A 13743-nucleotide genomic window follows, 5' to 3' on the forward strand; every position below is an offset into this window, starting at 1 on the left:
CCTCGGCTGCACGGCACCTAGAGGGAGCAATCCCATTTGGGGTTTCGACCGCGTCTATCGGCAATTCCGTGTTCCGGCGAAGGCCGGAACCCAGTTGGGAGAGCATTTCGGCTCTCGAAAGCCATCGTGCTCCCCGCAGCTAGGCTCCGGCCTGCGCCGGAGCACGGGGCCGCTTCAAACCAAATGCAATTGCCCCGCCTCATGGGGGCAATCGCAGCGTTCGGTCGGCCATGCACTAGTAGCTCGGCTATGCGCTGTGGCGCCAAAATAGCATCGTAATACGACCTGATAGCGTGAATATGTTGGGTTCGTCCACATCGGTGTTGCTTTCTTAGCATTGTGGTAACTAGGCTTGTGACCATGAATGGAGGTCGCATGTCCGTTACCCATCCGAGCCGGCGGGGCGTTCTCGCGATGGCGGCGATCGCCCCAGGGGCAGCCATCGCACATGAGCTGAAGCCTCAAGCGCGTGCTGACGGCTTCGCCCGTTTTTCGCAGGATACGCGCGAACCCGACGGCCTCATTCCGCTATGGCCCGAAGGGCGCATGCCCGGCGGCTCCGTACCCGATATCGTCGAGGCGATCGACGACCAGACCGACACGGCCGGACTCCGCTACCGCGTGGCCGAACATGTGACTCGTCCGGTTCTTGCCCATTTCACCTCTCCGAAGCCCAGCGGCGCCGCGGTGCTGATCCTGCCGGGCGGCGGCTATTCCAGGGTCGGGATCGATCGGGAAGGCTATGAGGTTGCCCGCTGGTTCAATTCGATCGGCGTCACCGCATTCGTCCTGCGCTATCGGCTGCCGGCGGATCGCTGGGGCGGTGGGCCGCTCGTCGCCCTGCAAGATGCCCAACGGGCAATGCGGCTGATCCGAGCCGGCGGGGCGGGGCGATGGACGGTTGATCCCAGGCGGGTGAGCGTGCTTGGCGGATCGGCGGGCGGCCACCTCGCGATCAGCCTGTGCACCAAGGTTTATGAGCGCACCTATCCGGTGATCGATGGCGCCGATCGCCTGCTCACGCGGCCCGACGGCGCGATCCTGCTCTATCCCGTCGTGTCGATGGGAGCCGGCGCGCATACCGGATCGAAGCTTGCCTTGCTCGGGCAGGACCCTAGCGACGCGTCCGCCGCCGCCTGGTCATTCGATCAGCGCCTGCCCGGCATCACTCCGCCGATCTTCCTGGCGCATGCGGTGCACGACCGCGTGGTGCCGGTCGACCACGCGCTGGGTCTGTTCGGGGCGGTCCGCGGGTCGGGCGGCATGATCGACATGCATCTTTTCGAAGATGGCGCGCATGGCCTCGGGCTGCGCGGAAATCCCGCCTGGCCGATGTCCGATTGGCCGAACCTCGCCCGCGCCTGGCAGATCCGCAACGCTCTGGACTAGCCGGCGGAGCGCAACTCCGAACTCGGCTGGCTGCGGACTGCGAGCCACGCGACCAGCACGGCCAGCGGGTGGAGCACGCCCATCAGCAGGAAGATCAAGCCATAATCATGCGACTGAGCAAGCATCCCGACCAATTGCGTCGAGAAGATCCCGCCCAGTCCGCTTCCTGCTGCCACGATGCCGAAGATCGTGGCGACCACGCGCGTCGGGTATAGATCGACGACCAGCGTGCTGATGTTGGTCTGGAACATCAGGTGCGCGAACGCGACGGTTGCGGCGATCGCGTAGGTCATGGGAATCGAGGGATCCGTGGCGATCAGCATGCCGAGCGGGGCCAGCGCCGCCGCACAGGCCATTCCGGCCAGACGCGACCGGGAAGGCGTCATGCCGCGGCGGATCAGCCGCCCCGAAAACAGTCCTCCGCCGACGCTGCCGAAATCGGCTGCGAGATAGACGATCCAGGCCGTCATCGCGATGGCAGAGAGATCGAGCCCGCGCTCTCCGGCAAGATATTTGGGAAACCAGAACAGGTAGAAGTACCAGACGGGGTCGGCGAGCATGCGCGACAGCGCCAGCCCCCAGAGCGGCCGTTCGCGAATGATCGCCTTCCAAGGCGTTGGCTGTTTCGCCACCGCATGATCGCGCTTGTCGCGCGGATAGACGGCGAGCCAGCCGATCAGCCAGACGAAACCCAATGCTCCGGTGACGGCAAACGCCTCGCGCCAGCCATAGGTAAGGGCGAGCCAGCCGATCAGCGGCGGCGCGATCGTCGCGCCGACCATCGCTCCGGCCGTATAGAGGCCAAGGGCGAAGCCGCGTTCGCGTGGCGGGAAATGCTCGGACACGGCCTTGGGCGCCGCGGTGTAGTTGCCGGCTTCGCCCAGGCCCAGCATCGCGCGCGCCGCGCCCAGCTGCGTCGCATTGCGGACGAACCCGGTCGCGATATTCGCCAGCGACCACCAGCCGACGAACAGCGCCAGCGCCATCCGGGTCCCGAGCCTGTCGGTCAGCCAGCCCGATACGAGATAGGCAAAGGTATAGGCAATCAGGAACAGCTGGACGATATGCGCATAGCCGATATCGTCGATGGCGAGCTCGCGCTGGACCAAAGGCGCCAGGATCGACAGCGTCTGGCGGTCGACATAGTTGAGTACGGTCGATCCGAACAACAGTGCCAGTATCGCCCAGCGAAGTCGGTTGGGCGGCCCGGCCGTGCCCGTCGGAACTACCGTGTCAGTCATCTATCCCCCGATTTCAGGTGCCGCTTCGCGCAGGGCGACGACCAGCGGCTCGGTGGCCGATTCCGGGATCCATCCCGAGAGCGCGATGCCGGCATGCGCCGGATCGCCGGTCGATACCGCGACGACGTGATGATCGCGCTCGTCCGCGACATGGACGCGCGCATAGCCAAGCCGCCGAACCTCGGCGAGCTTGGCGAGCAGCTGGTCGATCCCTCCCGGAAACATCGGGATCTCTCGGTCCTTGTAGAGCTCCCGGACATCCTCATCGTCGAGTTCGGAGAGCAGGACGATGCCGATGCCGCTGGTCGTTGCCGGCAGCAGGCCGATGCGGCCAAGGCCGCGCGACGCCTCGATCCCCGGCGGCGCGTGGAACAGATAGCTGACATTGTCCCCCCACAGCACGCCGAGCGCGACGGTGTGGCCGAAGCGGCGAAGCCCCTCGAGCACGGGCAGGGCCCGCCGGATCAGGCCTGAGGCGAACAGGCTCTGCGCCGCCAGCACATGCATGCCCGGGCCGGCAGTATATTTGCGGTTCGCCGTCTGCCGGGCGATGCCGAGATAGGCGAGGGTCTTGAGCAGCCGGTTGATCTTTGTCGGATCGATGTCGAGCTGACGGGCAAGCTCGCGCGAGCCGACCGGCTCCGGCGAGGTGGCGAGGGCCTGAAGCGTGGCGATGCCGTCGATCAGGCTCTGATTGGGCTGGGCATTGAGTTTAGCGCGCATGGCCGCACTCTATGCACGATCGCGCATTCCTGCACAGGCGGTCGTGGATCATGTGACGCGCTCCGCCGCCGCCCAGAAGGCGTCGCCCGGTTCGACCGCCAGGCCCGGCCCGGTCGGGAGGCGATAGCCGGCGGGACCATGACCCATGTCGGTGTCGAGCAGCGCCAGATTGCGCTCGAACACGGAATGCTGCCACTCATGTTTCCAGAGTCCGGCAATCGTCGCCGACGCATGCAGGCTTGCCGCAAGGAAGATGCCCGTGCCGATCGTCGCGTGCGGCGCGATCGCGATATCGTGCGACGCGGCGATCTCGGCGATGCGCAGAAACTGGGTGATGCCGGTATGGCCCATTTCGGGCTGGAGATAGGCGACGGGTCCGAAGGCGAGGCGGTTGGCCGCCTCATAGCCGGTATACCATTCCTCGCCCGCCGCCACCGGAATGGGGCTTTCCTTCGCCAGCACGGCGAGACCTGCCATGTCCTCGGGCTTGAGCGGTGCCTCGACGAACCCGGGTGCGAAGGGGACGAGCTGCCTGATGAGGTCGCGCGCCTGCGCCGCATCATATTTCCAGTGGAGATCGATCAGCAGGTCTGCCTCGGGCCCCAGCGCGTCGCGCAGCGCCGCCATTTCCGCCACGACGCCCTCATGGCTGACCACGGCTGCGAACTTGAACGCGGTCATGCCGCGGTCCTGCCATTGCCGCGCCAGCGCAACGCGCTCGGCCAGGGTGGCCGCCGGCAGGCCCGACAGGTAGCTGGGGATCGCGTCATGCAGGCGCGTGCCGATCAGTTCGTGCACCGGCTGGCCGGCACGCCGGGCCGACAGGTCCCATAGCGCGATGTCGAGTGCTGCAAGTGCATCGATATGGAATCCCGTCGAGCAGTTGCGCACGCGCATCAGCCCGTACAGCAGGTCCCAGGTCGATGCGGGATCCCTGACGTCGCTACCGATCAGGACCGGTGCGAGCAGGTCGTTGATGATCTCGCACGTCGCGCGCGGCGCACAGATCCCGTAGGTTTCGCCCCAGCCGACCCATCCTTCGGTATCGGTGATCCGGACGACGATCGAGCGATCGACGGTCGGGTAGATCGTGCCATTGCCCTGTCGGACGATATAGCCGCGCGAATTGATGCGCTCCCCCGCGGCCAGCGGCCCGAGATAGGGCGTGTCCCGCGGAACCGTGACGATGAAGCAGTCGACCGCCGCGATCCGCATGGTCAGGCCGCCATGCCGGGTGCCTGGATCGACAGGAGGTCGCCCATCCGTGCCAGCAGGGTATTGAGTTCGGCTTGATCGTAGCGGTCGAGCGCCGGGCCGGGGGCGCGGGTATAGGTGCTGTCGATCAGCCCGCGGCGCTGCAGCACGGCCTTGGTCAGTCGCCAGCGGAACACCGCCTGCATGCTCAGCAGCGGCAGGCTGCGCTCGAACAGGTCGCGCGCGGTTTCGACCCGCCCCGCGGCGAAGGCATCCAGCATCGCGACATGAACCTCCGTGATCTCGCAGGCGGGCATCGTGCCGCGCGCGCCGCGCACCAGCTCGTCGATGACATAGCGCGCGCCCGCGCCGCCGAACACCGCCGCGAGCGAGTCTCCGGCAAGCTCGCTCAGCTCGGTGATCCGCTGGCCAGACGGCGCCGCTTCCTCCTTGACGTACAGGATGCCCGGCACGGCGCGCGCGAGCGCGGCGACGTCGTCCAGCTTCATGCCGATCCCCATCGGCGCGGGTGCGTTCTGGACCATGATCGCGATGCCGGATCCGGCGTGCGCCGCCTCGAAGAAGCGCTGCATGCCCGCCGCGTCGCCGGCAAAGACTTTCGGCGTGAGGATCATTGCCGCGGCTGCACCGGTGCGCGCGCCGGCCTCGGCATAGGCGATGACCTCTTCACTGTCCTCGGTGCTTGCGCCGACGACGAAGGGGATGCGACCGTCGAGCCACTCGCCGATCCGCGCGGTCAGGTGCAGCCGCTCCTCGCGTGAGAGCATGTCATATTCGCTCGCCAGACCTGGGAAGACCACGCCCTGTGCGCCCGAATCGATGATGTAGTCGAGAACCCGGCGCATCCCGTTTTCGTCGACTGCGCCTGCATCGGTGAAGATCGTCGGCAGGATCGGAAGGACCCCCTTCAATTCACTCAACGCATCCTCCCCTGATCTAATGTTGCTATATGTGTCATATGATCTTCGAAAAATTCGCTGTCAACGCGCTAAATCAGTATTGCACCGGCATATGTGGTGCTTTAATAGCGATATATAGAACGAACGGCATTCACGGGTCGCTGCCCGAAGAAGCCATGAAACTGTGGAGGGGACGGCCATGAAGACTCGACTGATTCGCAGCCTGCTTGCCTCGAGCATGCTGATTTCCGCCGCTTTCGCCGGCGCGCCTGCGCTTGCGCAGGAAGCCAGCCCCGCGGCCTCCGAGCCTGCCGAGGAGCCGGTCGAGGAGATCGTCGTAACCGGCATCATCCAGAGCCTTGGCGCAGCGCGCGACATCAAGCGCGACTCGGTCCAGTTCGTCGACGCCATCGTCGCCGACGACATCGGCAAGCTTCCCGATCGCAACGTCGCGGAATCGCTGGCCCGCGTGTCCGGCATTCAGGTCGACCGGGGCATCGCCGAGGGAACCAATATCTCTGTCCGCGGCCTCCGCCAGAACGTCTATCTGTTCAACGGGCGCGAGATCATGGACGCGACCGGCCGCGGTGGTGTCGGCCTCGATCAGCTCGGCAGTTCCACCTATGGCATCCTCTCGCTGGTTCCATCGGAACTGATTTCCCGCCTCGAGGTGACCAAGCTGGCGGGCGCGGACGATGTTGCCGGCGCACTGGGCGGCATCATCGATATCGAGACGCGCAAGCCGCTCGACGGGCCGGGCCAGGTCGCCGTGCGCGGCGGTGCGAGCTACGACACGTTGACCGAGAAGCCGAGCTTCGAGCTGTTCGGGCTGGCCTCGACCAAGTTCGCTGGCGACACGCTGGGCGTGCTGGTTTCGGCCTCCTATTCCCGCCGTCGTCTGTCGCAGCAAGGGCTGGACACTTTCTCGGGCTACACCCGCTTCACCTCGGGCGGGACGAGCCATTTCGGCCATTCGGACGTTCGTCCCGAGGAGATCGACGAGACTCGCAGCAAGTTCGGCTTGGACGGCGTCATCCAGTGGAAACCCTCGCCCGGCGTCGAGATCACGCTCGACAGCTTCTACTCCAAGCTGGTTTCCGATCGCGAGCGCTATTGGCTGTCCTTCAACCCGCAGACCGGGCTGACCAACGCGACCTATTCGCAGAACAACGTCTTGATCTCGGGCACGTCGACGGCCCCGGTCCTGACCAACAGCGAGTTCGCCGACACCAAGGCGGACGTCTGGTCATCGGCGCTAAAGGGCCAGTTCGATGTGACCGAGAGCATCGAGGCAAGCGCCGAGCTGTCGTACAACCGGTCGACCTCGAGTTATGACCAGGATTATCTGCGCCTCCAGCCGCTGACGACGATCACCCCGACGACGACCTTCGACTTCTCCAAGGGTCAACTGGGCGCCTACACGATCAGCGGCATCGATGTGCGCGATCCCGCGCAGATGCGCGCCACCATCCTGTTCGACAATCTCTACCGGGCGAAGACAAGCGCGCTGGCCGCGCGGACCGACTGGGCGGTCAAACTGGGGGAGGGCTTCCTCGACCGCTTCCGGGTCGGCGTGCGCTATCAGAATCTCGACACCCAGGTGGACCCGCTGCTCGCCGATATCCGTCCGACCGGCGGCATTCCGGCGACCCAGTTGTCGCAGTTCCTGACACTGCGTTCCAACCCGGACTTCGCCAAGGGGGACTTTGACGGGCTCACCCGCTCCTACCTGGTCGGCAACGGCCTGCTCGCAGACGGTTGCGGCGCATGGACGGGCTTCCCTGCCTTCTCGCAGGCGCCCGCCTGTCTCAACCCCGCCGCGACGACCACAGCCCTCGCCGGGACCTATCAGATCAAGGAGAAGTTCTACGAAGGCTATGCCAAGCTGGAGTTCGGCTTCGAAGGCGGGATCAACCTGACCGGCAATATCGGCGTGCGCTACCTGCACCGCGACCTGGCCTCGATCGGCAACCTGATCGGTGCGACCGGATCGGTCACGCCGACCACCTTCCTGCGCAAGGATGACGAGTTCCTGCCCTCGGCGACGATCCGCGCCGGCCTGACGGAGAATCTGATCCTGCGCTTGGGCGCGGCCAAGGTCGTTGCCTTTCCGAACACCGCCGATCTGAACAACGGCATCACGCTCAACAACACCGCGGTGTTCGTGGGCGGCGTTCAGGTGTCGCCCGGCGGCGGCAGTGGCGGTGCGCCCAATCTCGACCCGTTCAAGGCCAACCAGTTCGACGCGTCGCTGGAATATTATTTCGGCAAGCAGGCGCTGGTCTCGGTCGGCCTGTTCTACAAGGACGTCTCGACCTTCATCGTCTCGCAGCAGAGCCCGGAGGTCTATGCCAACGTCAACTATCTGATCAATCGCCGCATCAACGGCGACGGGGCGAAGGTTAAGGGGATCGAGGCGCTGGTCCAGCTGCCCTTTTATTTCCTGCCCGACCCGTTCGACGGCTTCGGCATCGTCGCGACCTATTCCTATATCGACTCGTCCACGCCGATCCGCGACGCGGTCGGCCGCGTGCTGTCCTTCCCAGGCCTGTCGAAGAACAACGCCAACCTGATCGGCTATTACGAGAAGGGACCGGTCTCGCTGCGCGTCGCCTATAACTGGCGCGACGACTATCTGGTTGGCCTCTCGGGTGCGGCGACCGGCATCTACAATGACAGCTATACCGATCTGTCGGCAACCTTCCGCTACGACATCACGCCGAGCGTGTCGCTCAACCTCGAGGCGAACAATCTCCTCAACGAACATCAGCGCACCTATGACGGTTCGCCGGAGGCGCTTCGTACCAACCTGTTCTTCGGTCGGATGTACAAGGCGAGCGTGAGCCTCAAATTCTGAGCGACAGCCGGGGGAGCGTGACGGTGAACGATAGAGAACTGGGCGGAAGGGTCGCCCTGGTGACCGGTGCCGCAAGCGGGATCGGTGCGGCCATCGCCGCCCGGTTCCGCGCGGCCGGGGCGCGCGTCGCGGGCCTGGACCTGACCGAAGCCGCGGGCGTCGATCTCTCGATTGCCGCGGATCTTCGGTCCGATGACGCCGTGGCGCGCGCGATGGCACAGCTGGAGCGGGTCGACATCCTGGTCCATGCCGCCGCCGTCTCGTCGCCCGGCGGCGTGCTGGACACGGCGCCGGCAACCTATGCCGACATTTACGACGTCAATGTCGTCGGGGCCGTTCGCCTGATGCGTCATGTCGTGCCCGGCATGCGCGAGCGCGGGGGCGGCTCGATCCTGCTTCTGTCCTCGATCAATGCCCGCTTCGCGACGCCCAGCCTGGCCGCCTATGCCGCAAGCAAGGCGGCACTGGAGAGTGTGATGCGAACCGCCGCGCTGGAGTTCGCCCCCGATCGTATCCGGGTGAATGCGATCGCTCCCGCATCGATCGACACGCCGTTGCTGCGCGGCTCGTTCGATCTTCAGGACGATCCCGACCAGGCGCGTCAGGCCAACGTAGGACGCCACCCGCTCGGGCGGCTCGGCTTACCCGAAGAGGTCGCCGAGCTGGCGCTGTTCCTGTCCTCGGATCGCGCCGGCTGGATCACCGGCGCCGTCCATTCGATCGATGGAGGGGCAAGTGTCACGCGGCGCTGAAGAGATTGTCGGCGTCAACTGGGGAAGCTCCAACTTCCGCGCCTATCGCATCGCCGGCGACGGCGCGGTCACGGACGAACATTCCGAGCCGCGCGGTGTCGCCTCGCTTGATCGCGCCGGCATGGCGGAGATGATGGACGCGCTCGCAGCACGCTGGCCGGGGCATGGTGCGGTCTACGCCTCCGGCATGATCGGTTCCAATATCGGCTGGGCCGAAGCACCCTATGCGGAGGCTCCCGCAGGCGGCGACGCGGTTGCCAGCGCCACCATTGCAACCACGATCGGATCGGTGCCGGTGACGATCGTACCTGGCATTGCCTGCAGCCGGCGCTTCGACGGCGCGCCCGACATCATGCGCGGCGAGGAAGTCGAATTGCTCGGCCTGGCGGCTGCCATGCCGGTCGACGGCATCGCCGCCTTGCCCGGGACCCATACCAAATGGGTGCGAATGGAGGGTGGCCGGATCCTCGATTTCTTCACCGCCATGTCAGGTGAGATCTATGATCGGCTGACAGGGCAGGGACTACTCGCCTCGATCGTCGAGGGCGAGGCCGCCATTGGCGCCGCTTTTCTCGAAGGGGTCGAGGCGGGTCGAGCGCGAAATCTGGGGCTTGGGACATTGCTCTTCGGAGCGCGTGCCCGCGTGATCCGGGGCGCCCTGGCCCGCGGCGACAGCGCATCCTATCTGCGCGGCCTTCTGATCGGATCGGAGATTGCGGACGCGACTGCCTTGTGCCCGGACGTGGCCGACCAGGTCGTCCCGCTGATTGGCAACGGCCCGCTGTCGCGGCTCTATGCTGCAGCGCTGGGGGCGGCCGGCATCGAGACCCGGTTCATGGATTCCCGGGAAGCCTGCGTGCTCGGCTTTCGCCAACTGCACCTGGCCGCGGCCAAATGAGCGACAACGCCGGCGGCCGTCTGGACGCCGCGCTCGCCGACCTGCCCATCGTCGCAATCCTGCGGGGGCTGCGAACCGCCGAAGCCGTTGACCTGGTCGAGGCCCTGTACGCCGCCGGCGTACGCGTCGCTGAGGTTCCTCTCAACTCGCCCGATCCGTTCGCGACGATCGCGCTGCTGGTGAGGCATTTCGGCGACCGGATGGTCATCGGGGCAGGCACCGTCACCGAAGTCGAACAGGTGGCGCGGCTGGCGGGGACCGGGGCGACGCTCTGCGTGTCCCCGAACACCAACGCCGCAGTCATCGCCGCGGCGGTCGGGCACGATCTGGTCCCGCTACCCGGATGCGCGACGCCGACCGAAGCATTTGCCGCGCTTGCCGCGGGCGCCCGGTATCTCAAATATTTCCCCGCTGCTGGTCGGTATGACGAACTCGCCGCCTTGCGCACCGTGTTGCCCGCCGGAACGACCTTGGTCGCCGTAGGCGGCGTCGGCCCGGACACGATCGCGGCGTTCAGGCGTGCCAGGATCGCCGCATTCGGCATCGGATCGGACCTGTACCGGCCCGGCAGTTCGGCCGAAGCGGTCGGCGAGCGCGCGAGGGAGCTCGCCCAAGCGATCGGCCGCGCGGATCCGGTCCGGCTCCTCGCCAACCCGCTTGCCGTCATCGGCGAATCGCCCTGCGTGCTTGCCGATGGCAGCGTCCACTGGACCGATCCGGTTACACGGCGCCTGTTCGCCTATGGCGAGGGCGGGCTCAGCGAACGGTCAACCGACGAGGCGGTGTATGGGCTCGCCGTCTCGCCGAGCGGCGGGCTTGTCGGCACGCTCGAGACTGGCCTCTGTTCGTTCACCGCGGAGACGCTGACTTCCGGTCCCGCAGCGCCACTCGATGCGGGATGCCGGTTCAACGACCTCGCGACCGATCCTGCTGGCGGGCTGTGGGCGGGTGCGATGCACAAGGCGATATTGAGCGGGCGGGGCGCGATCTTCCACGCGGCCGGGCCAGGCGACGTCCCGCGACGGGTCGCAGACGGCCTGGGGGTTCCCAATGGGATGGCGTTTCCGCCCGACGGCCGCACGCTGTTCGTCATCGACACGCTGCATCGCACGCTGATCGCCTATCCTGCCGACGTGGCCCAAGGGTCGCTGGGCGAGCCGGTGATCGTCAGCGACTTCATGGGTGTTCCGGGCAAGCCGGACGGGATGGTCCTGGGCCCCGACGGCCATTTCTGGGTTGCGATGTGGGGCGGCTCCTGTGTCGCGGAACTCGCGCCCGACGGTGCCGTGCTGCGCACGATTGCCGTCCCGGCTCCGAATGTCAGCAGCGTCGCGCTGAGCCCGGCCGGTCTGCTCGTGTCCACGTCGCGGATGCGGCTGAGCCCGGACGTGCTTCCCAGGCATCCGCACGCCGGCGGGCTCTTTGCCATCAGCCTCGACTGAAGGCGGCAAGCGCGGGGGCGCCCACGAAGTCCAAGGAGACGCGTACCGAGTACCCAAAACAAACAGATAGGAGAGATGTCATGCGCTTGCGTTGGATCCTACGCACTGCGTTGCTGCACCCGCTTGCCCTGCTCGCCAGCCAGCCCGCCGCGGCGCAGGTCGGTGTGGAGATGGTTCCGGCCGAAACCGATTCCTCCAATCAGGCCGCATGGTGGCGTCCGATGGTGGTCAAGGGCAACACCACCTATGTCGCGTTCAACTCGCCCGGCGACACTGCGGGCACGCACCGGATCAAGATCGGCGTCAAGGTGGGCACCGGCAACTGGACGATCGGCTTTCTCAAGGACGAGAACGGCAATGTCTGGAGCCACGAGGACGATGTCGGCCACGACCAGCCGACGATCGCGGTCGATGGCGACGGTTACATCCATGTCTGGGCCGATCATCATGTCGACGACTGGCGCTATTTCCGCTCCAGCGCACCCAACGATCCCACGGGCATGCTGCGACGGATCGGCAGCATGCCCGGCGCTGTCGGCGCTACCTATCCCATCGCCGAGCATGCACCCAATGGTGATCTGTACCTGATCATCCGCAATCACTTCGGCGGGGCGGGGCAGGGCGAGCTCTATCGCTGGACCAACGCGACCGATAGCTGGTCCAGGGTCGGAATCTTCGCGCGTGAAAATACCAATTTCGTCTATCCCGATGACCTCAAGATCGACGATGCCGGCAATGTTCATATCGCCTTCGAATGGGCCTATGGCACCCCGCGCGCGCTCCGGCACTACGGGTCCTATCTGAAATATGATGTGGGAGCGGGCGTGTTCCGGACCGCCAACGGAACCGCGCTCAGCGCACCCGCGACACGCGCAACGCCGAACCTGCTGTTCCAGGGGCTGGGGACGGGCGAAGTCTGGAACAACTCGAACGACGGGGTCGGTATCCAGGCTGCCGGGCTGACGGTCGATCAATATGCCAGGCCGAGCATCGCCTATCGCTATCGCACCGCCGGAGGCTCCAACGCACTCAACTACGACGTCTATCGCATCCGCTGGAACGGGTCCGCTTGGAGCGACAAGGTGAAGATCTACACCGCGTCGAACAACGTGCCGGCGGCGGTGGAGACCACGCACAACGGGACCCGTGCCCGCGTCTATTTCACCGTGTCGGGGGTCGGCCTGATGGCGGCGGAGAGCCCAGGCTGGGCGGTGCGACCCGTGGCGACGGGCCAGCCCGGCGTCTCGCGCATCTCCGGCATCCTGACCGGCACCACCCAGGATGTCATCTACGCCGCAGCACCGACCCAGATCGATGCGAACCGCGGCCGCGTCTACATCATGACGATCGGCGACGTTCTGCCTTGAGATCGCTGCGCTCCGGCGGGGAACCGCCGGAGCGCCCCTTGGAGACCATCATGACCCGGACCCACCCGCTCCGCTGGCTGAGCGTCGGCATCCTGATCTGCCTGTCGCTATTGTCCGCGCTGCTCCTGTTACCGAGGGACACGCCGTCCCAAGGCGGCAGTGTCGTCGTCACGGCCCCCAGCCCGGTGCCGTTGGCGTCGCCTACGCACGTCGCCGTTGAAGCCGAGCCAGCCCTGATCGGCGTCCTGCTCCACGGCCGAGCATCGACGGCTCAACTAAGGCTTGCGGACGGGTCGATCCTGTCGGTCGCGCTCGATCAGCAGCTCAGGGCCGGCTGGACGCTCGTCGCGGTTGATTCCGCCTCCGCAACCTTCGCGACACCGGCCGGCCGCAAGCAACTGAAGCTCGAAGAAGGGATTGCTGACGAGCGATCGGCATCAACGACCGATCGGGAGTCGCCAACCATTGTCATCCCCGAGGCTGCAGCGCGATCGGCCGACGGGGAAACCATCGAACGCTGCCTCGATCCCGAATGCTGAGGTGGGGCGGGGTCGTCCCGACCGCGGATGATGGGCGGTCGAGGCGATAATATCATATCCGTGAACATTGGCCGGCGATATCGATTGGCGGCCTTCCGCCCGCTTTCGAGTGCGGCCGGGCATGTTCCTTCCGTCCGACACTTTCGCGTCCGACTCTACACAAGATCGGTCACATGTCGGGGGAGCGCGTCAGGGGAAAGTCGCGATTCGAAGCGTGCGACTTTGACGGCTGCGACAGGGCCAGTCAGACGATAGCCGGCGTGCGAATGCCGTGGGACATTGTGCGAGACGGCATCGCAAATCGCTCATCCAAACCTTTGAAAAAATCAAAGGTGGTGACCCCTACGGGAATCGAACCCGTGTTTCAGCCGTGAAAGGGCCGCGTCCTAACCGCTAGACGAAGGGGCCATGCCGGAGCGTG

Annotated in this window: 11 protein-coding genes and 1 tRNA gene; 7 read left to right on the forward strand and 5 right to left on the reverse strand. The window is 66.0% G+C overall.

Annotated elements, in window-relative coordinates:
• Positions 1-375 precede the first annotated feature (375 nt).
• Positions 376-1389: an alpha/beta hydrolase gene (locus ACZ1H8_RS19315; RefSeq protein ID WP_465178847.1), complete on the forward strand. Its 1014-nt coding sequence runs from the start codon at positions 376-378 to the stop codon at positions 1387-1389.
• On the opposite strand, the gene ACZ1H8_RS19320 is transcribed toward ACZ1H8_RS19315, so the two are convergent.
• Genes ACZ1H8_RS19320 through ACZ1H8_RS19335 form a run of 4 tightly spaced genes read right to left on the reverse strand, consistent with a single transcriptional unit; the run spans position 1386 to position 5488 of the window.
• Entirely contained in the window at positions 1386-2630 is a 1245-nt protein-coding gene (locus ACZ1H8_RS19320; RefSeq protein ID WP_465178848.1) for an MFS transporter, read from the reverse strand. The two genes, ACZ1H8_RS19315 and ACZ1H8_RS19320, sit on opposite strands and share 4 nt — an antisense overlap.
• The gene (locus tag ACZ1H8_RS19325) at positions 2631-3353 is read right to left on the reverse strand and encodes an IclR family transcriptional regulator (protein ID WP_465178849.1); all 723 of its coding nucleotides are present in this window, start codon (positions 3351-3353) and stop codon (positions 2631-2633) included.
• A gap of 48 nt (positions 3354-3401) precedes the next feature.
• On the reverse strand, positions 3402-4568 hold the full coding sequence (locus ACZ1H8_RS19330) for a mandelate racemase/muconate lactonizing enzyme family protein (protein ID WP_465178850.1): 1167 nt from the start codon (positions 4566-4568) through the stop codon (positions 3402-3404).
• A gap of 2 nt (positions 4569-4570) precedes the next feature.
• Positions 4571-5488, reverse strand: a complete 918-nt coding sequence (locus tag ACZ1H8_RS19335) for a dihydrodipicolinate synthase family protein (RefSeq protein WP_465178851.1) — start codon at positions 5486-5488, stop codon at positions 4571-4573.
• A 178-nt stretch (positions 5489-5666) separates the two neighbouring features.
• Between ACZ1H8_RS19335 and ACZ1H8_RS19340 the strand changes: the two genes are divergently transcribed.
• From ACZ1H8_RS19340 to ACZ1H8_RS19365, 6 genes are all read left to right on the forward strand, one after another.
• On the forward strand, positions 5667-8324 hold the full coding sequence (locus tag ACZ1H8_RS19340) for a TonB-dependent receptor (protein ID WP_465178852.1): 2658 nt from the start codon (positions 5667-5669) through the stop codon (positions 8322-8324).
• A gap of 23 nt (positions 8325-8347) precedes the next feature.
• Positions 8348-9076 (forward strand): SDR family NAD(P)-dependent oxidoreductase, encoded by a 729-nt coding sequence (locus tag ACZ1H8_RS19345; protein ID WP_465178853.1) that lies wholly within the window; start codon positions 8348-8350, stop codon positions 9074-9076.
• A complete protein-coding gene (locus ACZ1H8_RS19350; protein ID WP_465178854.1) occupies positions 9060-9974 on the forward strand; it encodes a 2-dehydro-3-deoxygalactonokinase in 915 nt (304 codons plus the stop codon). The genes ACZ1H8_RS19345 and ACZ1H8_RS19350 overlap by 17 nt, the downstream gene beginning before the upstream one ends.
• Entirely contained in the window at positions 9971-11416 is a 1446-nt protein-coding gene (locus ACZ1H8_RS19355; RefSeq protein WP_465178855.1) for a 2-dehydro-3-deoxy-6-phosphogalactonate aldolase, read from the forward strand. Before ACZ1H8_RS19350 ends, ACZ1H8_RS19355 begins: the two co-directional genes overlap by 4 nt.
• Before the next feature lie 80 nt (positions 11417-11496).
• On the forward strand, positions 11497-12783 hold the full coding sequence (locus ACZ1H8_RS19360; RefSeq protein WP_465178856.1) for a BNR-4 repeat-containing protein: 1287 nt from the start codon (positions 11497-11499) through the stop codon (positions 12781-12783).
• A gap of 38 nt (positions 12784-12821) precedes the next feature.
• Positions 12822-13322 carry a hypothetical protein gene (locus ACZ1H8_RS19365; protein WP_465178857.1) on the forward strand — a complete coding sequence of 167 codons (501 nt, stop codon included), beginning with the start codon at positions 12822-12824 and terminating at the stop codon, positions 13320-13322.
• A gap of 333 nt (positions 13323-13655) precedes the next feature.
• Here ACZ1H8_RS19365 and ACZ1H8_RS19370 read toward each other — a convergent pair.
• Positions 13656-13730 (reverse strand) — tRNA-Glu (locus tag ACZ1H8_RS19370).
• Between the last annotated feature and the right edge of the window lie 13 nt (positions 13731-13743).

Source organism: Sphingomonas sp. BL-S-25, assembly GCF_055521555.1.

What these genes read in the sequence shown, in the direction of transcription:
- ACZ1H8_RS19315 (WP_465178847.1), top strand. Translation starts at nt 376, where the DNA reads ATGTCCGTTACCCATCCGAGCCGGCGGGGCGTTCTCGCGATGGCGGCG.
- ACZ1H8_RS19320 (WP_465178848.1), bottom strand. Translation starts at nt 2,630, where the DNA reads ATGACTGACACGGTAGTTCCGACGGGCACGGCCGGGCCGCCCAACCGA.
- ACZ1H8_RS19325 (WP_465178849.1), bottom strand. Translation starts at nt 3,353, where the DNA reads ATGCGCGCTAAACTCAATGCCCAGCCCAATCAGAGCCTGATCGACGGC.
- ACZ1H8_RS19330 (WP_465178850.1), bottom strand. Translation starts at nt 4,568, where the DNA reads ATGCGGATCGCGGCGGTCGACTGCTTCATCGTCACGGTTCCGCGGGAC.
- ACZ1H8_RS19340 (WP_465178852.1), top strand. Translation starts at nt 5,667, where the DNA reads ATGAAGACTCGACTGATTCGCAGCCTGCTTGCCTCGAGCATGCTGATT.
- ACZ1H8_RS19355 (WP_465178855.1), top strand. Translation starts at nt 9,971, where the DNA reads ATGAGCGACAACGCCGGCGGCCGTCTGGACGCCGCGCTCGCCGACCTG.
- ACZ1H8_RS19360 (WP_465178856.1), top strand. Translation starts at nt 11,497, where the DNA reads ATGCGCTTGCGTTGGATCCTACGCACTGCGTTGCTGCACCCGCTTGCC.